This window comes from Jatrophihabitans fulvus, assembly GCF_054781375.1.
Genome location: NZ_BAAGUN010000008.1, coordinates 102,049 through 121,410 on the forward strand (window position 1 = coordinate 102,049; position 19,362 = coordinate 121,410).

Genomic DNA, 19,362 nt, shown 5'->3' on the forward strand with positions numbered 1-19,362 from the left:
GCCCCGAGCGTCGCGGGCGGGCGTCAAGGTTCCTGCAAGGCCGTCCGGGCGGGACCGAAGGGAATCGGCAAGGACGGGACCACAGGCTGCGTGCGTCAACCGAACGCACCAGCAGAGGACCCGACCATGACCACCTTGAGCCCCACCGACACCCTCGAGCACGGCTTCGCCCAGCTGGGCGGCACCGCCTCGGTGCTGCACCTGCCCGGGACGCACTCCTACGACGCGGCGGTCGCCGCGTGGAACGTCGCGGTCGCGAGGCGGCCGGTGGCCGTCGTCGACGCGACCTGCGCGGACGACGTCGTCGCCGCCGTGCGCCTCGCACGGCGGTGCGGCCTGCGCGTGAGCGTGCAGGCCACCGGCCATGGCGCCGCCGGAGACCTCGACGGCCTGCTGCTGGTCTCGACCCGGCGGATGACCGGACTGCGGATCGACCCGGACACCGCGATCGCCCGTGTCGAGGCCGGCGTCACCTGGGCGGCCGTTCTCGAGGCCGGTGCGCCCCACGGACTGGCCGGGCTGGCCGGGTCGGCCCCCGGTGTCGGGGTCGTCGGCTACACCACCGGCGGCGGCGCCGGGCCGCTGGCCCGCACACTCGGGCTCGCGTCCGACCGCGTCCGTGCCTTCGACGTCGTGACCGGTGACGGCGAGCTGCGCCGCGCCACCCCCACCGAGAACCCCGAACTGTTCTGGGGGCTGCGTGGCGGCAAGGGCCTGCTCGGCATCGTGACCGCGCTCGAGTTCGAGCTGCTGCCGATCGCGGAGATCTACGGCGGCGCCGTCTACTTCGACGGCGCGGACGCGCACGCGGTGCTGCACGCGTGGGCCGCCTGGTCGACGACGCTGCCTCGCGAGGCCACCACGTCGGTGGCCCTGCTGCGGCTGCCGGCGCTGCCCGGCGTGCCGCCGCCGCTGGCGGGCCGGCTCACGGTGGCGGTCCGGTTCGCGTGGACGGGCGACCACGCCCGCGGCGCGCAGGTCCTCGCCCCCGTCCGTGCCGTCGCGGCGCCGATCGTCGACACCGTCGCGCCGATGCCCTACGCCGCTCTCGGTGTCGTGCACGCCGACCCGGTCGACCCCATGCCGACACACGAGGCACACGCCATGCTCGGACGGCTCGACGCCGCCGCCGTCGACGCGATCCTGGCCGCGGCCGGCCCGCAGATCGACGCGCCGCAGATCATCGTCGAACTGCGTCAGCTCGGCGGCGCCGTCGCCGACGTCACCGCCGCCACGAGCGCCGTCGGCTTCCGCGACGGCGAGTACTCGCTGCTGACGATCGGTCTCGGCGTGCCCCCCGCGGTCGGCGCGGTCGCCGCCCACGCCCGCGGGCTGACGGACGCGCTCGCGCCGTGGTCGACCGGGTTCCGGATGCCGAACTTCGCCCCCGGCACGGACGGTGCCTGGCTGCGGTCGGTGCACGACGCACCCACGCTGCACCGTCTCGCCCGCGCCGCCGAGGCGTACGACCCCGACGCCACGATCGCCGGATGCCAGCACCTGCGTCCGTACCGCTGAGCGTCCTGCCGCACCACCTCTCGTCCTCCGGCCGCGCCGCGCCCCCACCACCGTCGGGCCGCGCCCGCGACCCCACCACCCACTGGAGTCCTGTCATGTCACGCTTCTCGTCCCTGTCCCGTCCGCTGGCGACCCTCGCCCTGATCGCCGGCGCCGCCGGCACGGTGTCCGTCGCCGCCCCGGCGGCCGCTGCCCCGGTGCCCGCGCAGGCATCGCAGTCGACGCACTCGGCGTACGGCACGCTCGTGTTCGTCCGCCACTACAACGTCTGGATCGCCCGCGCCGACGGCACCCGCGCACGTGCCCTGACCACGAACGGCACGTACGCGGCCGCCTGGTCCACACCGAGCCAGGCCGACACCGGCGTCGTCGTGGCCGCCCGGCGGGGTCTGATCTACCGGATGACCCCGTCCGGACGGGTGCTGAACACCATCGACCCGCCGCCGTTGAAGAACTCCGTCGGCCACTGGATGGACGGCACGCCGGCGAACGTCGCCGTCTCGCCCGACGGGCGGCTGATCGCGTACACGCACGCCCTGTTCGAGTGCCCGCCGGCCGCGCTCTGCTCCACCCGCTTCGCCACCGCGTACACCGCCGCAGACCACCTCACCCCGCCGCAGCGGCACGACATCACCGAGTTCGACTCCCCCAGCTGGATCGGCAACGACCGCACCGTCCAGGGCGGCGGGCAGCTGGCCGAGATCAACCTCGACGACGTCGACGGCACGCACCGTCACTGGTTCCGCGACAGCGAGATCCAGAACGGCTGGGACGACCTGAGCGACCCCGCCGTGTCACGGGACGGCACCCTCGTGGCCACCATCGCCGGCTGGGGCACGAGCAAGGCCGTGCTGTGGTCGCGGGTCAACGGCCCCGTCCGTGGCGGCACCACACCCCGGCTTCCCACGCCGCTGTGCGAGACCAACGTGGAGAAGGACCTCGCCGGGCCCGCGTTCTCGGCCGACGGCCACACCCTCGCCTGGACGCTGAACGGCGCCGTCTGGATGGTCGACGGGCCCACCGCCTGCCACCAGCCCCACAAGGTCCTCGCCGACGCCACGCAACCCAGCTTCTCGGCGGCCCGGTACTCGGTGCCCGCCCCCGAGAACACCGCACGCCCGCGCATCACCGGACTCCACAAGGTCGGACGGGTCCTGCACGCCACCCGCGGCAACTGGACCATGCGACCCCGCATCACCTACCAGTGGCTGCGCAACGGCCGGCCGGTGCACGCCGCGACGAAGGCGTCGTACCACCTGACCCGGCGCGACGCCGGCGCCCGCGTGTCGGTGCGGGTGACCGCGCACGGCAGCGGCGGCACGACCCGCCGGACCTCCGCCGCCGTGACGATCTCCCGCCACCGCTGAGGCCGGTCGCGCGGACCCGTCGGGGCCGCGCGACCCGCCGTGTATGAATGGGCTCGCCATGACGACTGGACCCGGTCCCACCTACCGCATCCTCGGCCCGCTCGAGGTCCTGCGCGACGGGTCGCCGGTCGACCTCGGGACGCCCAAACAACGGACGGTCCTGGCCGCGCTGCTGCTGGCACGCGGCCGGATCGTCCCGTCCGACCGCCTCCTGACCATCGTCTGGGGCGAGGAGCAACCGACGAGCGCGGCGGCCGGCCTGCAGGTCTACGTGTCGCGGCTGCGGACGATGCTGCGCGACGAACGGACGGGCGTGTCGGCCGTGAGCCGCCGCTCCCCCGGCTACCGGCTCACGACCGAACCCGGGACGCTCGACGCCGACGAGTTCACCGCCCTCGCCGGCACCGTCCGCTCCCACGTCACGGCCGGCTCGTGGCCGCAGGCGCTCGCCACCTCGCAGCAGGCGCTGCGCATCTGGCGCGGACCGGTGCTCGCCGACCTCGGGGACGCGTCGTGGTTCCGGTCCGAGGCCGAGACCCTCGACGGGCAACGGGTCGACGTGGCGGTGGCCGGGCTGACCTGCCTGCTCGCCCTCGGCCGGCCCGACGAAGCGGTCGTCGCCGCCCGGACACTCGCGCTCGACGCCCCCTACCGCGACGAGATCCGGCGCCTGGAGATGCTCGCCCTGCACCAGGACGGACGGACGGCCGAGGCCCTCGAGGCCTACGCCCGCTACGCCGCGCAGCTCGGCGACGACCTGGGCATCGACCCCGCCGAGGAGCTGCAGCGGACCCGGTTGGCGCTGCTGCGCCAGGAGGAGTGGACGGCGAGCTTCCCGCACGAGCGAGCCGCTGTGACGCACGGCGTCGCGACCGCGGACCCGGGCCCTGCCGCTGCGGTGGACGCGCTGCCCGATGGTCCGGCCACCGCGTCGGAGCTCGTGGGACGCGATCACGAGCTCGGCGTGGCGCGGACGCTGCTCGCCGACATGGTCTCCGGCTCCGGACGTGCCCTGGTGCTCACCGGCCCGGCCGGCATCGGCAAGACCCGGTTGGCCGAGGCGGTGCTCGCGGAGGCCGCGGCCCGCGGCGCGCGCGCCGTCCGCGGCCGCTGCCTGGACGAGGCCGCTGCGCCGGCGTGGTGGCCGCTGCGCGAGGTCGTCCGCGAACTCGGGGCCGATCCGGACACCGTGCTCGACGCGCCGTCCGACGTCGGCGCCGACACCCGCCGGTTCGCCGTCTACGAGCGCGTGCGCGACCTGCTCGTCGCCGCCGCGGCCCGCGCACCGCTCGCGATGCTCGTCGACGACCTGCAGTGGGCCGATCCCGCCACCCTCGGATGCCTGGCGTACCTGACCACCGCGCTCGCCGACACCCCGGTCCTGACGGTGGTCACGGTGCGGGACGCCGAGTCGGCGTCGGAGTCGGCATCGACGACCCGGACGGTCGCCGGCGGCGTGCTGCGCGGCCCGGGCGCCCGGCAGGTCGCGGTGCCCCCGCTCGAGCAGTCCGACATCGCCGCCCTGGCGAGCCGCATCGCCGGCGAGACGATCGACGACGGCGAGGCACGTACCCTGGCCGCCCGCACCCAGGGCAACCCGTTGTTCGTCTGCGAGTACGCGCGGCTGCCGCCCGACCAGCGTGCCCGCGGCGAGGTGCCGCTCGCCGTGCGCGGTGTGCTCGCCCGTCGCATCGACACCCTGGGCGACGACGTCGTCCCGCTGCTGCAGGTCGCCGCCGTGATCGGCGACGTCATCGACCTGGGCCTGCTCGCGCAGGTCGCCGACCTGCCCCGCGCCCAGGTCGTCGACCTGCTCGACGCCGCCGCCGACGCCGCGATCATCGAGGCGGGACACGGCGGTGCGGGCTACGGCTTCACGCACGCGCTGCTGCGCGAGGAGATCCTGCGCGGCCTGTCTCCGCTGCGCCGGCAGCGACTGCACGCGCGGGTGGCCGCGCACCTGATGACATCCGGCGGCGACAGCATCACCCGGCGCGCCCGCCACCTCACCGACGCAGGTCCGCTCGCCGACCCGCGCGAACTGCTGGAGGCCTGCCGGGCCGCCGCACTGCAGGCCGAGGAGCGCACCTCCTCGGAGACCGCCGTCGAGTGGTGGGAGGGCGCGATCGCCGCCCACGAGGCGTTGCCGTCGCACGAGCAGGACCCGCAGGAACGCGACGACCTCCTCGTCGCACGCGTCGAGGCGCTCGTCCGCGCCGGACGCCGGCTGCGGGTCATGGAGGTCGTCGACGCCGGGCTGCTCGACGCCGCCCGCGCGGGACGGACGTCGACCGCCGGACGGCTCGCCGCCACCCTGCTGCGGGCCTCCGGCACCTGGCCGTGGGCGGTCTTCGACCAGGACCCCGGCGCCTTGATCGCGCGGCTGAGCGGGCTGCTGGACTTCGTCGCCGACGACACCGCCGCGCGGGTGCGCGTGCTCGCCGCGCTCGGCGTCGGGCTCTGCTACGACCCCGACCGTTCGGTGCCCGAGGCCCATACCCGCCTGGCGCTGGAACTGGCCGAGGCGGGCGGCGACCCCGAGCTGCTCGCCGACGCGATCCTCGGTCGTGTCCTCGCCTTCGTCGGCGAGGCCACCCACGCCGAGGAGTGCGAGGTGCTGCTCGAGCGGCTGCTGCGGCTGCCCCGGTCGCGGCGCGGCGCCGATCTCGCCTTCGCCCACAGCGCCCGGACGATGTCGCAGGTGCTGATCGGCGACGTACCCGGCATGCAGCGCCACCTGCGTCTCGGGGTGGCGGCCAGCGACGAGGCCCGCCTTCCCGTCGTGCGTGCCCAGCTGCGCTGGATGGAGGTGGGCGACGCCCAATGGCACCACGGCCTGGCCGCGGCCTGGCGGGTGCACGGCGAGGCCGTCGAGGCGCACCGGCGTACCGAGCTCTACGACGCCGGGTTCGGCGACATGGTGCGGCGCATGCTCGCCTTCGACGAGGGCGGGACGGACGTCGCCGAGTTCGCCGGGCACGAGGGGTACGAGGCCGGCGTGTGGGCGGCGCTCACCGCTGCACGCACGGGCGACCGCGAGCGCGCGCACGAGCTGGTGGCCGCCCGGCTCGACACCCCGGCCCCGTGGATCTGGGCGACGCTGGCCCACATGCTCGTGCTGGGCACGGTCGTCGCCGACCTCGAGCTCGACGACCTCGCGGCGCCCATGCTCGCCGTGCTCGAACCGCACGCCGGCCGCCTCGTCTCGCTCGGCCAGGGGCCTGTCGTCGGTCCGGTCGGGTTCGTGCTGGCCCGCCTCGCCTCGCGGCAGGGTGACACCGCGGCGGCGTGGCGGCATCTCGCCACCGCACGCGAGCTGTGCGTCCGCAACCGCGGCGCGACGTGGATCGAGCGCTGCGACCGGCTGGCCGCAGCGCTCGATCGCTGAACCGTCTCACCGCGCCGCGGTTACCTCGATCTCGACGGCCATCCCGGGGAGCGCCAGCCGCGCGACGCCGAGCAGCGTCGCCGGCGGTGTGGCGCCGGCCGCGGCGAGCCGTCCGGCGATGGCTCCGTAGCCGGCGAACGTCGCGTCCATGTCGGTCGTGTACACGGTCATGCGGGTGACGTCGGCCCAGGTCATCCCGGCGCGGGTGAGCAGGTCCTCGACGTTCTGCATGCTCGTCGCGATCTGGGCGGCGACGTCGCCGGCGTGCAGCAACCTCCCGCCGGCGTCGACGGCTCCCTGGCCGGCCAGGGTGAGCACCCGCGTCGGCGCCGCTCTGAGCTGGGCCTGGTCGTAGCCGAACGCCGCCGACCAGGTCGACGGGTTGATCCGCTGCACCCCGTCACGGGTCGCGGGGTCGGTGGTGATGGTCATCGTGTGTCCTCTCGACGGTGGCTGACCGGCACAGCGTCGCCCCCCGCGCTTGACGCCTTCCTGCGGTCACGTGCCCCCGGGCGGACGGCCGCTGCAAGCGGACGTCAAGGCACGCCCGCGATCCCGGAGCCGACCGCGGGCGCGCTCACCCGGGCAGCCCGAACAGCCGGACGGCGTTGTCGGCGGCGAAGCCCGCGCGCTGCGCCGGGAGACCCGGGCGAGCGCGTCGACGCCGTCGAGCCGGAACAGCACGAGGGGTCACGACCGTCGAGCGCGTCGGCCAGCTCGGCCGGCATCCAGTGCTCCTCGATCGCGACGAGCCGCTGCTCGCCGATCACCACGCCACCGTCTCGCCGCGGTAGTCGACGAACTGCAGGCCGCCCTGCCCGTGGCGGGCGTCGACGGCGTCGACCAGGCGGGGGATGCTCTGCTCGACGGTGAGCGCCGCCTCCGGTCCGCCGAGCTCGGTGCGCACCCAGCCGGGCGCGGTGAGCAGCAGGGTGTGCCCGTCGTCGCGCCGCCGGGCGGCGTAGCTGCGCATCAGTTGGTTGAGCGCGGACTTGCTGGCCCGGTAGATCTCGAACCCGCCCCGTTCGTTGTTCGCCACGCTGCCCTGCCCGGAGCTCATGACGGCGATGGTGCCGCCCGCGCGCACGAGGTCGCGCAGCGTCTCGACCGTCCGCATCGGAGCGAGCGCATTGGTGACCATGACGCGCTCGAACACCTCGGTCGCCACGTCGGTTGGAGTTTCGTACCGATTGTTGGTGATGCCGGCCACGACGAACAGCAGGTCGAAGCTGCGCCCGGCCAGGCGGTCGTGCAGCTGCTGCACCTGCCCGGGTTCGGCGATGTCGACGTGCTCGATCTCGAGCCGCGGCCCGGACAGGTCGCGCAACCCCGGGGCGGCGTGGCGTTCGGTGGCGACGACCCGCGCGCCGCGCGCGAGGTACTCGGCGGTGATCGCGAGTCCGAGCCCGCGCGACGCCCCGATCACCAGGACGTCGGGATGGGTGGTGGTCATGCCCTGTCTCCTTCGCTCAACGCTTGTTGACCGAATTGACGGTACGCCACTCGCTCAACGCTTGTAGAGTGAATGCATGACGGCTCACACCGGACGCGCCGCCCAGCGCGAGAGCACCCGCCGCAAGATCCTCGACGCCGCCCGCGCCGAGTTCGCCGACCACGGCCTGCAGGCCACCACCGTCCGCGGCATCGCGGCGCGCGCGGGGGTCGATCCGTCGCTGGTCATCCAGCACTACGGCAGCAAGAACGACCTGTTCGCACTGGCCATCGACCTCGGCACCGAGACCCCCGGCGACGACGTGTCCGGCCACCTCGACCAAGTTCTCGACGCACGGCTGGGCGAGCCGCCCGCGCAGACGCGGGCCCTGGTGCGCTCGATGCTGACGGCGCCGGAGGCGACGGCGGCGATGAAGCAGTTCCTGGACGGGCGCACCCGCAACCTCGCCGCGACCCTGTCGGGTCCGGACGCGGACCTGCGGGCCGCGCTGACGGTCTCGGGCATCCTCGGACTCGTCGTGGCGCGGCACTTCCTGCACCTCGACGCCCTCGCCGAGATCACCGACGAGCAGATCGACGAGGTCGTGCGGCCGTGGATCGGTTCGGCCGTCGACGGTGACGCGCCGTAGGCCGGCGCCCGTCGCCGAGCCCTCGGCGCCCGGACGTCGGCGCCACCCGGGTCAGGTGGAGCGCGGCACCAGACGCTGCACGAGGCGGGTCACCGTCCGCCGCAGGTCCAGCGACGCATCGACCGGCAGCGTGAGCTGGTCGAACGCGAGTCCTTCGATCGCGAACCGCACGAGCAGCAGGTCCGCCGGCGTCCCCGGCAGTCCGGCGGCGACGTGGAAGTCGACGTCGGCGGCGAAGTTCGAGCGCAGCCATCCACCCATGACCTCGGCGAGCTCCGGCCGCCGCGCCGCCTCCAGCCGCAGCTCGAACAGCGCGGTGGTGACGGCCCGGTCGTCGAGCAGTCGGCGCAGCAGGAACTGCATGTAGTCGACGAGCAACCGGTGCGACGGCCGCCGCCGGGTCATCGCGGCCACCTGCCCGGCGTCCGGCTGCAGTCGCTGCTCGATGCGCTCGGCCAGGCCGAGCACGAGCGCGGCCCGCGTCGGGAAGTAGTTGCCGGTCGTCCCCGCCGGCACGCCGGCGCGCCGGTCGAGGGCGCGGTGCGTCAGGCCGCGGGCACCCTCCTCGGCGAGCACGTCGAGGCCGGCGTCGCAGATCTCCTGCCTGCGTCCGTCGTTGCGCACCATGAACCAAGTCAACCACAACACCCGTGGTAGTTTCGAAGCACTACGGACGTTGTGGTTACTGACGAGGGAGAGCGATGCGAGAACTGACCTACTACGTGGCGTGCTCCGTCGACGGGCGCATCGCCGGCCCCGACGGCGACTCCTCGATGTTCGCCGCCGAAGGCGACCACATGGACGTCGTGACGGGGCGCTTCCGCGACGCGGTGCCGGGTGCCGCGCTCGACGTGATGGGGCTGCGGCCCGACCTCGCCGTGTTCGACACCGTGGTCATGGGGTGGAACACGTACGCCGTCGGCCTGCCGGCGGGCGTCGACGATCCCTACCCGCACCTGCGCCAGTACGTCGCGACGTCACGCTCCGGCCGGCTCCCGGCGGGCGTGCACCGCACCGACGACCCGGCCGCGACCGTCCGGGACCTGCGCGAGGAACCGGGAGGCAGCGGCGTCTGGCTGTGCGGTGGCGGCCGCCTCGCGTCCGCGCTCGCCGACCGGATCGACCGGCTCGTCCTCAAGGTGAACCCGGTCGTCATCGGAGGTGACGGCATCCCCCTGTTCCACGGGACGTCCCCCGGCCCGCTCGCGCTGGAGCGGTCGACCCGGTACGGCTCCGGCGTCGTGATCAGCGAGTACCGCCGCGTGCGGTGACCGAACCGTCACTCCCACCGCCCGTTCGCCCTACGGACATCGCTTTCGCTGCCGATGGCAGGACCATGGGTTCGCTGGAGAGCGTCGTCGGACGCCAGAGCATCTTCCGGGCGGACGAGCTGGTCGGGTACGAACTGCTGTTCCGTCCGACCGCCTCGCGGGGCAACCGTGCGACCGGCACCGGCGAGATGACCGCCGAGGTGATCTTCGGGGCGCTCAACATCGGCCTCGACGTGGTCGCCGGCGACAAGCTGCTGTTCTGCACCGCCGGACGGGAGGTGCTCACCGGCATCGTGCCCGTCGTGCTGCCGCCCGAGCGCACGGTGGTGCAGATCCTGCCGACCGTCGAGGTGGACGACGAGGTCGAGGCCGGGGTCGCAGCTCTGGTCGAAGCCGGCTTCGGCATCGCGCTGGACGAGTTCGGTCCCGCCGCGACGACCTGGTCACTGCTGCCGCACGCGTCCGTCGTGAAGATCGACGTCGGCCTGACCCCGCGCGACGACCTGCGCCGGCTCGTCGAGCGCTGCCGCGACGTCGAGGTGGAGCTGCTGGCCGAACGGATCGAGGACCGGGCGGCGATCCCGGCGCTCGCCGGGCTCGGCTTCACGCTGTTCCAGGGCTATGCGCTCGAGCGGCCGACTCTCGTGGCCGGACATTCGCTGGCCGCCGCCGACGTGGCCGGGCTGCGCGCGGCGGTCGGCACGCTGGGCCAGGACCCGGACTTCGACACCTACGAGGACGTCATCCGCCGCGACCCGGCGCTCGCCCACCAGATCATGCGCATGGCCTCGTACGGCCGCCTGGGCGACACGCGCCGCAGCATCACGTCCGTGCGGCAGGCGATGGTGGTGTCCGGGCTGACCGCCGTGCGGCGCTGGCTGACCCTGCTGCTCGCCCGTCCGACGACGGCCCGCGGACGCGACGAGGCGCTCGTGAACGTGCTCATCCGGGCCCGCGCCTGCGAACTGCTCGCCGCCCACCTGCCCGGGGCCGACACCGACATGGCGTTCACCGCCGGCCTGCTGTCGGCGCTCGACGAGGTCCTCGAGATGCCCGCCACCGACATCGCCGAGCACCTCACGCTCAGCCCCGACCTGCACGATGCGGCCTTCGGCGGCACCAGCCCGCTGGGCCGCCTCGTCCGCGACGCGGCCGAGTACCGCTACCGTCCCGGCGGACCGGTGGGGGCCACGGCGCTCGACACCCGCTCGCAGCTCACCGTCGAGCAGATCGACGCCGCGTTCGCCGAGGGGTTCGGCTGGGCCTTCGACACGCTGGCCGCCGCGAGCTGAGCCGTCAGGAGCGCAGGGTCCGGTCCGGGCGCTCACGTTCCGGAACTCGGGCCGGAACGGGTTGTTCGTCCGTTCTGCTATCCGGTCCACCGCGCCGGCTCGCCGTGGTGCGCCGTCCCGCCGGGCGGCGGCCCCGGAACCGCGAGCCCCACCGACCCCTACAGTCGGACGGATGGAACACCGCGACACCTCCCGCCTCGGGCGCCCCGTCTCCGTCGTCGGCCTCGGCACCTGGCAGCTCGGCGCCGACTGGGGCGAGGTGAGCGAGGCGGACGCGACCGCGATCCTGCAGGCCTCCGTCGACGCCGGGGTCACGGTGTTCGACACCGCCGACGTGTACGGCAACGGGCGCAGCGAGTCGCTCATCGGCGCCTTCACGAAGGGCCGCGACGACGTCACCGTGTTCACCAAGATGGGCCGTCGCGCCGACCAGACGCTCGAGAACTACTCGCTCGCGCACTTCCGGCAGTGGAACGACCGGTCCCGCGCGAACCTCGGCGTCGACACGCTCGACCTGGTGCAGCTGCACTGCCCGCCCGACGCCGTGTACGCCAGCGACGCCGTGTTCGACGCCCTGGACGAGTTCGTCGAGCAGGGCCGCGTCGCCCGCTACGGCGTCAGCGTCGAGACCTGCGCGCAGGCGCTGGCCGCGATCGAGCGGCCGCACGTCGCCAGCGTCCAGATCATCCTCAACGCCTTCCGCATGAAGCCGCTCGAGCAGGTGCTGCCGGCCGCCCGCGAGGCGGGTGTGGCGATCATCGCGCGGGTACCGCTGGCCTCGGGCCTGCTGTCCGGACGGTTCACCCGCGACACCACGTTCGGCGCGAACGACCACCGGCAGTTCAACCGCCACGGCGAGGCGTTCGACGTGGGTGAGACGTTCGCGGGCGTGCCGTACGACACCGGCGTCGATGCCGCGCAGCGTTTCGCCGGCATCGCGCACGACCTCGGCGTCGAACCCGCGGCGCTCGCGCTGCGCTGGGTGATCGACCAGCCGGGAGTCACGACCGTGATCCCCGGCGCCAGCTCGGTCGCGCAGGCACGGGCGAACGCCGCCGCCGCCGACCTCGCCCCGCTCGACGACGCCACCCAGGACGCCGTCCGCAGGCTCTACGACCGGACCGTCCGGCCGCTCGTGCACGACCGCTGGTAGCGGCTCAGCGGGTGCTGTCGTCCCGCACCCGGATGACGAGCACGCACGCGTCGTCGGACAGGTCGGCAGCGATGAGTTGCGAGGTGATCGCGTCGCGCACCGACGTGGCGTCGGCCTCGGCCGGCATTGCCGCCAGGATGCGTTCGAGTTCGACGAACCCGTGTTCGAGGTCGATGCCGCGGCGCTCCAGCAGGCCGTCGGTGTAGAGCACCAGGGTGCTGCCGGGCTCGAGCCGCACGCGCGCCTGCTCGACGAGGCGCGGGTCGGCGACACCGATGGGTGAGGTGCGTGCGGTGTCCAGCCGCTCGACCGATCCGTCCGGACGCCGCAGCATCGCCGGCAGATGACCGGCGGACGTGTACGTGAGCCCGAGACCACCGTCGGCGTGAGGGACCTCGGTCGGTTCGTCGATGAGCAGGTAGAGCAACGTCGCGAAGGTGGCGATGCCGAGGTCGCGGACGAGCGCGTCGAGCTTCGTGATCAGTTGCGCCGGCTCGTGGCCCTCCCACGCGAGGGTGCGCACCATCGAGCGCAGCTGGCCCATCGCGGCCGCCGCCTTCATGTCGTGACCGATGACGTCGCCGACCGCAGCGCCGATCCACGGCCCCGGCAGCTCGACGATGTCGAACCAGTCGCCGCCGACCGCCGCCTCGGACGCGGGGATGTAACTGGCGGCGAGGTCGAACCGGTCGAGCGTCGGCAGCGCCGGCAGCATGCTCTGCTGCAGGGTCAGCGCCGCGTCGCGCTCGAGCGAGTACAGCCGGGTGTTGTCGAGGGCGGCGCCCGCGCGCAGCGCGAGGTCGGCGATGGCCTCGACCTCGTCGGGGTCGTCGAGGCCGCCGTCGGGGCGGATGAGCACCAGCAGGCCGGTGACGGCACCGCGGGTGGCGATGCGCGCGAACACGGCCTGGAACTTCTCGGTCGACGGCCCTCCGGCGGCACCCGCGGCGTCGAAGTTCAGCACCACCGGCCACTCGGTCGACGGGCTGCGCACCGCGGCGGTGATGCGCTCGTACTGCGTGGCGAGGAACCCGCGCAGCTCGTCCTCGGTGCGCCAGAAGGCGGTCGCGCCGTCGTTGGTGGTCGACGCCGCGACACCGGCCGTGCTCACGGAGCCGCCCTCGTCGAGGGTGAGCGCCGCACACCAGCCGGGGAAGTGCGACACGACCAGCGACGGCAGGTCGCCCAGCAACCGTTCGGCGGACGACAGGTAGGTCGACAGCGCGGCACCGGCGGCCGCGACCGCCCGCTGCCGCGTGCTGCTCGCCTGCGCCCGCTGCACCGCCACCTGCAGCGCCCGCTCGGTGTCGACCCGCTCGGTCACGTCGGTCTGGACGCCCACGTGGTGCGTCAGGCGCCCGTCCGCGTCGAAGACCGGGGAGATGACGAGGTGGTTCCAGAACGCGGTGCCGTCGGCGCGGTAGTTCAGCAGCGTCTCGTTGACGACGTCGTCGTTCGCGAGCTTCTCGCGGATGCGGGTGACCGTGGCGGGGTCGGTGAGCTGACCCTGCAGGAAGCGGCAGTTGCGCCCGAGGACGTCCGCGCCCTTGTACCCGGTGGTGAGCTCGAAGGCCGGGTTCACCCAGATCAGCGGGTTGTCCTCGCTGGTCGGGTCGGAGATGGAGAAGGCGAGCTGGGAGGCGAGCACGGCCCGGTGCCGCAGATCGGCGGCGCCGGCCTGCGCCTGGGCCACCGCGTCGACGTCGCGCAGCGGCAACAGCAGCACGAGCGCCTGACGGCCCAGCGGCTCGGGGGCGTCGACGAGCGGGGTGCCGATCACCCAGAGTTGCTCTCGCGCCTCGCTGACGTCCGAGCTGCGCAGCGCGGTGACCGTCTCGCCGTTGACCGGGTTGCCCGCCGCCACCCGCGACAGCGGGGTGGAGGTCAACTCGAGCTCCTCGCCGTCGCCGTCACGCAGCCCGGCCCGCTCGGACCAGGCGGCGACGTCGACGGGCAGGTCCAGGCCGGGCGCGAACTGCCGCGCGAGCTCGTTGGCGTAGATGACCCGGCCGTCGTCCAGATCGACGAGCAGGACGGCCGACGGGGCGTCGGCGACCACTCGCGACAGAGCCGCCGAACCCGCGACGGCGATGCCGTCGCGCAGGGCGGACGGCAGCGGCTCGTCGTCGATCACTGCGACAGTCTGACAGCGCCGCGACTCCGCGTCACCGTCCGCTCCGGTGGCATCATGCGGACGTGTCGACGATGGTGCTCGCGGTGAGCGCGCAGGAGACCTCCTCGACCGCGCTCACCGACGTCTTCCGGGCCATCGACCTCACCGGCGTCTTCGCGAATGCCGTGCTCGGCGGGGTGATCGCGCGGGCCCTGCGGCTGGATCCGGTCGGCTTCGCGATCATCGCCCTGCTCTCCGGCCTCGGCGGCGGACTGATCCGCGACACGCTGCTGCAGCGCGGCACCCCGATAGCCCTGACCGACTACGCCTACGTGCTCACCGCCCTCGGCGGCGCGGCGGTGGCGTTCGCCGTCAGCGTCGAGGGACGGACGTGGAACCGCACCTTCGCCGTGGTCGACGCCGTCGCCGTCGGCTGCTGGGCGGCGGCCGGGTCGCAGAAGACCCTGGCCGTGGGACTTGGCTGGCTGCCAGCGATCCTGCTCGGCACGATCACCGCGGTCGGGGGCGGGCTGGTGCGCGACGTCGTGCTGCAGCGCATTCCGGCGATCTTCGGCGGCAACACGCTCTACGCCAGCTGCGCGGTGCTGGCGAGCGCGGTGATGGTGGGCTTCTGGTCGGCCGACCTCGCGCCGATCGGGCTCGTCGTGTCGACCCTCGTCGGCGCCGTGCTCGTGCTCGGGGCCCGGCGGCGGGGGTGGTCGCTGCCCGAGCCGTACAGCTGGCGTCCCCGGCGGCCCCAGCCCCGGCGCCGCGACCGGCCCTGATCGTCGTCGCGGTGGCACAGTGGGCGGGGTGACCACGCCGAAGCGTCGGCGGTCCTGCCGGCGAAGGAGGCACGATGCGGGTCGCGCTGTTCATGACCTGCCTGGGTGACGTCATGGCCCCGCAGGTGCTCGCCGCGACGACGACGGTGCTGCGCCGGGTGGGCGTCGAGGTCGAGGTCCCGCGCACCCAGACCTGCTGCGGGCAGATGCACGTCAACACCGGCTACCCCGCGATGGCCACCGACCTGGTGCGCAACCACGCACGGACGTTCGCCGGTTACGACGCGGTCGTGGCCGCGTCCGCCTCGTGCGTCGGCAGCGTCCGCCACCAGCACCCGACGCTCGCCCGCGCCACCGGTGACGCCGCGCTCGAGGCCGACGTCGCCGCGCTCGGCCCGAGGACGTACGAGCTGTCGGAGTTCCTGATCGACGTGCTCGGCGTCGAGGACGTCGGCGCCCGGTTCCCCCACCGCGTCACGTACCACCCCACCTGCCACTCGCTGCGGCTGTTGCGCGTGGGCGACCGGCCGCTGCGACTGCTGCGCCGGGTCGACGGGTTGGAGCTGCTCGCCCTGCCGGGGGCCGAGAGCTGCTGCGGGTTCGGCGGCACCTTCGCGGTGAAGAACTCCGGCGTCTCGTCCGCGATGCTCGCCGACAAGTGCGCCGACGTGACGGCGACCGGCGCGGAGTACTGCGTGTCGGCCGACGCGTCGTGCCTGCTGCACATCGGGGGCGGACTCTCGCGGCAGCAGCGCGCGGTGCGGACGATCCACCTGGCCGAGGTGCTGGCGTCGTGACCTTCCTGGGGATGCCGGCCGGACGGGGCAACCTCGGTGCGGGCGAGAGCCCGTTCCCGGTGGCGGCCGAGACCGCACTCGAGAATGCGCAGCTGCGCGCAAATCTTGCCCACGCGACCGGCACCATCCGTCGCAAGCGGGCCGGTGCCGTCGCCGAGCTCGACGACTGGGACCGGCTGCGCGCCGCCGGCGCCGCCGTCAAGGACGCCGCGATGGCCGATCTCGTGCGCCACCTCGAACGGCTCGAGGCCGCGGTCACCGCCCGCGGCGGCACCGTGCACTGGGCCCGCGACGCCGACGAGGCCAACCGCATCGTGCTCGACCTCGTCCGCGCGACGGGCGCACGCGAGGTGGTCAAGGTCAAGTCGATGGCGACGCAGGAGATCGGCCTGAACGAGGCGCTCGCCGCGGGAGGGGTCGACGCCGTCGAGACCGACCTCGCCGAACTGATCGTCCAGCTCGGGCACGACCGGCCGAGCCACATCCTGGTCCCCGCGATCCACCGCAACCGCACCGAGATCCGCGACATCTTCCGTCGTGGGATCCCCACGGCGGCCGCCGACCTGAGCGACGACCCCGCCGAGCTCGCGGCCACCGCCCGCGCCCACCTGCGCCGCAAGTTCCTCGACGCGCAGGTCGCGATCAGCGGCGCGAACTTCGCGGTCGCCGAGACCGGGACACTCGCGGTGGTCGAGTCCGAGGGCAACGGCCGCATGTGCCTGACGCTGCCGCGCACCCTGATCACCGTGATGGGCATCGAGAAGGTGGTGCCCACCTGGCGCGACCTCGAGGTGTTCCTGCAGCTGCTGCCGCGCTCGTCCACCGCCGAGCGGATGAATCCGTACACCTCGATGTGGACGGGCGCCGTCGAGGGTCAGGACTTCCACCTCGTGCTGCTGGACAACGGCCGCACCGCGACCCTCGCCGACCCGGACGGCCGCGCGGCCCTGCGCTGCATCCGTTGCTCGGCGTGCCTCAACGTGTGCCCGGTGTACGAGCGGACGGGCGGGCACGCCTACGGCTCCACCTATCCCGGCCCGATCGGTGCGGTGCTCTCGCCGCAGCTGACCGGGGTGGACGAGAACGACACGCTGCCGTTCGCCTCGACCCTGTGCGGCGCCTGCTACGACGTCTGCCCGGTGGCGATCGACATCCCGTCCATGCTCGTACACCTGCGCGCCCGGGTGAACGAGCGCCACGGGCGCACCGCCGAGAGCGCCGCGATGGGTGCGCTGGCCCGCGTGATGGCCAGGCCGCGGCTGTGGTCGGCGCTCGTGCGCTCCGCGCGGGCGGGACGCGTGCTCGGCCCGCTGTCGCGTCGCCTCCCCGGTCCCGTCGCGGGGTGGACCCGCAGCCGCGACCTGCCGCTGCCCGCGCGCCGCCCGTTCCGTTCCCGGCGCGACCGGTGAGCGCCCGCGACGAGATCCTGGACCGCATCCGGCGCGCGGGTGCGGGCATGACCGTGCCGCCCGTCCCGCGGGAGTACCGCGGCGCAGGCGACGGCGAGCTGCCGGACGGTGCGACCGACGTCGTCGCCCTGTTCGCCGAGCGCGCGGGCGAGTACCGGGCCGAGGTGCACCGGTGTGCGCCGTCCGAGGTCGACACGACCGTCCGCACCCTCCTGCTGCAGGCGGACGTCCGCCGCGCGGTGAACCCGTCCGGCGTCACCGACCTCGGCGTGGAGCAGGTGCCCGACGACCCGCCGCTGGGCGCACACGACCTCGACGGCGTCGACGCGGTGGTCACGACCTGCGCGCTCGCGATCGCGCTCACCGGCACCGTGGTGCTCGACCACGGTGCGGGGCAGGGCCGGCGCGCGCTCAGCCTCGTGCCCGACCGGCACGTGGTGATCGTGCGCGCCGACCAGGTCGTGCTCGGCGTCCCCGACGCCGTCGCCGCCCTCGACCCGCAGCGGCCGATGACGTGGATCAGCGGGCCGAGTGCCACCAGCGACATCGAGCTCGAACGCGTCGAGGGCGTGCACGGCCCGCGGACATTGCAGATCGTCCTCGTCACCTGACGGGTTGAGCCCGCCCGTCCGCGGTGAGGATGGACGCATGGCAGCACAGCTCGACGCGGTCGTCGTCGGATCGGGCCCCAACGGGCTCGCGGCCGCGGTCGTGCTCGCCCGCGCCGGTCACTCCGTCACCGTGCTCGAGGCGGCGGACGAGGTGGGCGGCGGCACCCGCAGCAGCGACTCGCTGACCGTGCCGGGCGTGGTGCACGACATCTGCTCGGCCTTCCACCCGCTCGCGCTGGCGTCGCCGCTGTTCTCGTCCCTGCCGTTGGCCGAACACGGTCTGCGGTGGCGGTGGGCCGACCTCGAGCTCGCCCACCCGCTCGACGACGGCTCGGCCGCCGTGCTGCACCGCGACCTCGACGCCACGTGCGACGGTCTCGGCGCGGACGGCGCGGCCTGGCGGCGGGTGTTCGGGCCGGTCGTCCGCAATCTCGACGCGGTGCTCGGCGAGGTGCTCGGGCCCATCGCGCACGTGCCGCGGCACCCGGTGTCGCTGGCCCGCTTCGGGCTGCGCGCGATGCCGCCGGCCGCGGTGCTCGCGAAGGCGTTCCGCACCCCGCAGGCCCGAGCGCTGTTCGCCGGGTCGGCCGCACACTCCTTCGCCCCGCTGTCGTCGCTCGCGAGCAGCGCCGCAGGCGCCCTGCTCACCGCGGCCGGTCACGTGCACGGCTGGCCGGTGGCCGAAGGCGGTTCGGCCGCGGTGTCGCGGGCGTTGGTGTCGCTGCTCGAGGCGCACGGGGGCACCGTGGTCACCGGGCACCGCGTGACGTCGCGCGCCGACCTGCCCGCCGCGCGCACCACCCTGCTCGACCTCGCACCGGCCGCGGCGGCGGACGTCCTGGGCGAGGCCCTCCCCGATCGCATCGCCGCCCGCTACCGCCGCTACCGGCACGGTCCGGGTGTCGTGAAGGTCGACCTCGCCGTGCGCGGCGGGGTGCCGTGGACGGCCGAGGCCGCGCGCCGCGCCGGTGTCGTGCACGTCGGCGGCACCATCGAGCAGATCGCCGCCGCCGAGAAGGACACCGCGGGCGGACGGCTCGCGCCGCGGCCGTTCGTGCTCGTCGGCCAGCAGTCGCTCGCCGACCCCGGCCGCGCCGTCGACGACGTGCACCCGGTGTGGGCGTACGCGCACGTGCCGCACGCGTGGAACGGCGACGAGGCGACCGGCACCGACCTCGTCATGGACCAGCTCGAGCGCTTCGCGCCGGGCGTCCGCGACCGCGTGGTCGCGAGCGCGACGATGCTGCCCGCCGACCTGCAGGCCCACAACCCGAACTACGTCGGCGGGGACGTCGGCGGCGGCACCGTCGACCTCGTGCAGCTGCTCGCCCGGCCGCGACCGGCGGTGGACCAGTACGCCACGGGCGCGCCCGGCGTTTTCCTCTGCTCGGCGAGCACGCCGCCCGGTGCCGGCGTGCACGGCATGTGCGGCTACCAGGCGGCCGTTCGCGCCCGCCGGTGGCTCGCGCGCTCCGCCTGACACGGACCCGACAGTCACCCCGGCGGTCGATCGGCCGACCGCCTCACGAGTTTGCCTATTAACTCTACGAGTGTGATAGACAAGCGGCTCCGCTCGC

At 74.2% G+C, this 19,362-nt stretch carries 17 protein-coding genes; 12 read left to right on the plus strand and 5 right to left on the minus strand.

All coding sequences use genetic code 11. The features are described 5' to 3' along the window. The first annotated feature begins 126 nt into the window (after positions 1-126). From ACYVP9_RS21715 to ACYVP9_RS21725, 3 genes are read left to right on the plus strand one after another with little or no spacing between them, the layout of a single operon-like run. Positions 127-1,518 carry an FAD-binding oxidoreductase gene (locus ACYVP9_RS21715; RefSeq protein ID WP_460607056.1) on the plus strand — a complete coding sequence of 464 codons (1,392 nt, stop codon included), beginning with the start codon at positions 127-129 and terminating at the stop codon, positions 1,516-1,518. Next, on the plus strand, positions 1,491-2,885 hold the full coding sequence (locus ACYVP9_RS21720; RefSeq protein WP_460607057.1) for a TolB-like translocation protein: 1,395 nt from the start codon (positions 1,491-1,493) through the stop codon (positions 2,883-2,885). Before ACYVP9_RS21715 ends, ACYVP9_RS21720 begins: the two co-directional genes overlap by 28 nt. Positions 2,886-2,943: 58 nt before the next feature. Then, positions 2,944-6,273: a BTAD domain-containing putative transcriptional regulator gene (locus tag ACYVP9_RS21725; protein WP_460607058.1), complete on the plus strand. Its 3,330-nt coding sequence runs from the start codon at positions 2,944-2,946 to the stop codon at positions 6,271-6,273. 6 nt (positions 6,274-6,279) lie between these two features. On the opposite strand, the gene ACYVP9_RS21730 is transcribed toward ACYVP9_RS21725, so the two are convergent. The 3 genes from ACYVP9_RS21730 to ACYVP9_RS21740 all read right to left on the minus strand — a co-directional run bounded on the left by ACYVP9_RS21730 (position 6,280) and on the right by ACYVP9_RS21740 (position 7,726). Then, a complete protein-coding gene (locus ACYVP9_RS21730; RefSeq protein ID WP_460607059.1) occupies positions 6,280-6,705 on the minus strand; it encodes a RidA family protein in 426 nt (141 codons plus the stop codon). Positions 6,706-6,809: 104 nt separating this feature from the next. After that, entirely contained in the window at positions 6,810-7,043 is a 234-nt protein-coding gene (locus ACYVP9_RS21735; RefSeq protein WP_460607060.1) for a hypothetical protein, read from the minus strand. Then, the gene (locus tag ACYVP9_RS21740) at positions 7,040-7,726 is read right to left on the minus strand and encodes a Rossmann-fold NAD(P)-binding domain-containing protein (protein ID WP_460607061.1); all 687 of its coding nucleotides are present in this window, start codon (positions 7,724-7,726) and stop codon (positions 7,040-7,042) included. Before ACYVP9_RS21740 ends, ACYVP9_RS21735 begins: the two co-directional genes overlap by 4 nt. Before the next feature lie 76 nt (positions 7,727-7,802). Between ACYVP9_RS21740 and ACYVP9_RS21745 the strand changes: the two genes are divergently transcribed. Further along, positions 7,803-8,354: a TetR/AcrR family transcriptional regulator gene (locus ACYVP9_RS21745; protein WP_460607062.1), complete on the plus strand. Its 552-nt coding sequence runs from the start codon at positions 7,803-7,805 to the stop codon at positions 8,352-8,354. A gap of 51 nt (positions 8,355-8,405) precedes the next feature. Here ACYVP9_RS21745 and ACYVP9_RS21750 read toward each other — a convergent pair whose 3' ends face one another. Continuing rightward, entirely contained in the window at positions 8,406-8,981 is a 576-nt protein-coding gene (locus ACYVP9_RS21750; RefSeq protein WP_460607063.1) for a TetR/AcrR family transcriptional regulator, read from the minus strand. A gap of 74 nt (positions 8,982-9,055) precedes the next feature. On the opposite strand from ACYVP9_RS21750, the gene ACYVP9_RS21755 reads away from it, so the two are divergent. The 3 genes from ACYVP9_RS21755 to ACYVP9_RS21765 all read left to right on the plus strand — a co-directional run bounded on the left by ACYVP9_RS21755 (position 9,056) and on the right by ACYVP9_RS21765 (position 12,070). Further along, complete coding sequence (locus ACYVP9_RS21755; protein WP_460607064.1) at positions 9,056-9,625, plus strand: dihydrofolate reductase family protein; 570 nt, start codon at positions 9,056-9,058, stop codon at positions 9,623-9,625. A 65-nt stretch (positions 9,626-9,690) separates the two neighbouring features. Further along, positions 9,691-10,917, plus strand: a complete 1,227-nt coding sequence (locus tag ACYVP9_RS21760; RefSeq protein WP_460607066.1) for an EAL and HDOD domain-containing protein — start codon at positions 9,691-9,693, stop codon at positions 10,915-10,917. A gap of 172 nt (positions 10,918-11,089) precedes the next feature. After that, a complete protein-coding gene (locus tag ACYVP9_RS21765) occupies positions 11,090-12,070 on the plus strand; it encodes an aldo/keto reductase (RefSeq protein ID WP_460607067.1) in 981 nt (326 codons plus the stop codon). Positions 12,071-12,074: 4 nt separating this feature from the next. On the opposite strand, the gene ACYVP9_RS21770 is transcribed toward ACYVP9_RS21765, so the two are convergent. Then, complete coding sequence (locus ACYVP9_RS21770; RefSeq protein WP_460607069.1) at positions 12,075-14,204, minus strand: PP2C family protein-serine/threonine phosphatase; 2,130 nt, start codon at positions 14,202-14,204, stop codon at positions 12,075-12,077. A gap of 71 nt (positions 14,205-14,275) precedes the next feature. On the opposite strand from ACYVP9_RS21770, the gene ACYVP9_RS21775 reads away from it, so the two are divergent. From ACYVP9_RS21775 to ACYVP9_RS21795, 5 genes are all read left to right on the plus strand, one after another. Beyond that, the gene (locus ACYVP9_RS21775) at positions 14,276-14,968 is read left to right on the plus strand and encodes a trimeric intracellular cation channel family protein (RefSeq protein ID WP_460607248.1); all 693 of its coding nucleotides are present in this window, start codon (positions 14,276-14,278) and stop codon (positions 14,966-14,968) included. Between the two features lie 74 nt (positions 14,969-15,042). Then, positions 15,043-15,765 carry a (Fe-S)-binding protein gene (locus ACYVP9_RS21780; protein WP_460607071.1) on the plus strand — a complete coding sequence of 241 codons (723 nt, stop codon included), beginning with the start codon at positions 15,043-15,045 and terminating at the stop codon, positions 15,763-15,765. An 11-nt stretch (positions 15,766-15,776) separates the two neighbouring features. Continuing rightward, the gene (locus ACYVP9_RS21785; protein WP_460607249.1) at positions 15,777-17,174 is read left to right on the plus strand and encodes a lactate utilization protein B; all 1,398 of its coding nucleotides are present in this window, start codon (positions 15,777-15,779) and stop codon (positions 17,172-17,174) included. Beyond that, positions 17,171-17,785, plus strand: a complete 615-nt coding sequence (locus ACYVP9_RS21790; protein WP_460607072.1) for a LutC/YkgG family protein — start codon at positions 17,171-17,173, stop codon at positions 17,783-17,785. The genes ACYVP9_RS21785 and ACYVP9_RS21790 overlap by 4 nt, the downstream gene beginning before the upstream one ends. Positions 17,786-17,822: 37 nt before the next feature. Further along, a complete protein-coding gene (locus ACYVP9_RS21795) occupies positions 17,823-19,265 on the plus strand; it encodes a phytoene desaturase family protein (RefSeq protein ID WP_460607073.1) in 1,443 nt (480 codons plus the stop codon). The last annotated feature ends 97 nt before the right edge of the window (positions 19,266-19,362 follow it).

Excerpts from the sequence above, each read along its gene's own strand:
- ACYVP9_RS21715 (WP_460607056.1), top strand. The coding sequence starts at position 127 with ATGACCACCTTGAGCCCCACCGACACCCTCGAGCACGGCTTCGCCCAG.
- ACYVP9_RS21720 (WP_460607057.1), top strand. The coding sequence starts at position 1,491 with ATGCCAGCACCTGCGTCCGTACCGCTGAGCGTCCTGCCGCACCACCTC.
- ACYVP9_RS21725 (WP_460607058.1), top strand. The coding sequence starts at position 2,944 with ATGACGACTGGACCCGGTCCCACCTACCGCATCCTCGGCCCGCTCGAG.
- ACYVP9_RS21730 (WP_460607059.1), bottom strand. The coding sequence starts at position 6,705 with ATGACCATCACCACCGACCCCGCGACCCGTGACGGGGTGCAGCGGATC.
- ACYVP9_RS21740 (WP_460607061.1), bottom strand. The coding sequence starts at position 7,726 with ATGACCACCACCCATCCCGACGTCCTGGTGATCGGGGCGTCGCGCGGG.
- ACYVP9_RS21745 (WP_460607062.1), top strand. The coding sequence starts at position 7,803 with ATGACGGCTCACACCGGACGCGCCGCCCAGCGCGAGAGCACCCGCCGC.
- ACYVP9_RS21750 (WP_460607063.1), bottom strand. The coding sequence starts at position 8,981 with ATGGTGCGCAACGACGGACGCAGGCAGGAGATCTGCGACGCCGGCCTC.
- ACYVP9_RS21755 (WP_460607064.1), top strand. The coding sequence starts at position 9,056 with ATGCGAGAACTGACCTACTACGTGGCGTGCTCCGTCGACGGGCGCATC.
- ACYVP9_RS21760 (WP_460607066.1), top strand. The coding sequence starts at position 9,691 with ATGGGTTCGCTGGAGAGCGTCGTCGGACGCCAGAGCATCTTCCGGGCG.
- ACYVP9_RS21765 (WP_460607067.1), top strand. The coding sequence starts at position 11,090 with ATGGAACACCGCGACACCTCCCGCCTCGGGCGCCCCGTCTCCGTCGTC.
- ACYVP9_RS21775 (WP_460607248.1), top strand. The coding sequence starts at position 14,276 with ATGGTGCTCGCGGTGAGCGCGCAGGAGACCTCCTCGACCGCGCTCACC.
- ACYVP9_RS21780 (WP_460607071.1), top strand. The coding sequence starts at position 15,043 with ATGCGGGTCGCGCTGTTCATGACCTGCCTGGGTGACGTCATGGCCCCG.
- ACYVP9_RS21785 (WP_460607249.1), top strand. The coding sequence starts at position 15,777 with ATGCCGGCCGGACGGGGCAACCTCGGTGCGGGCGAGAGCCCGTTCCCG.
- ACYVP9_RS21795 (WP_460607073.1), top strand. The coding sequence starts at position 17,823 with ATGGCAGCACAGCTCGACGCGGTCGTCGTCGGATCGGGCCCCAACGGG.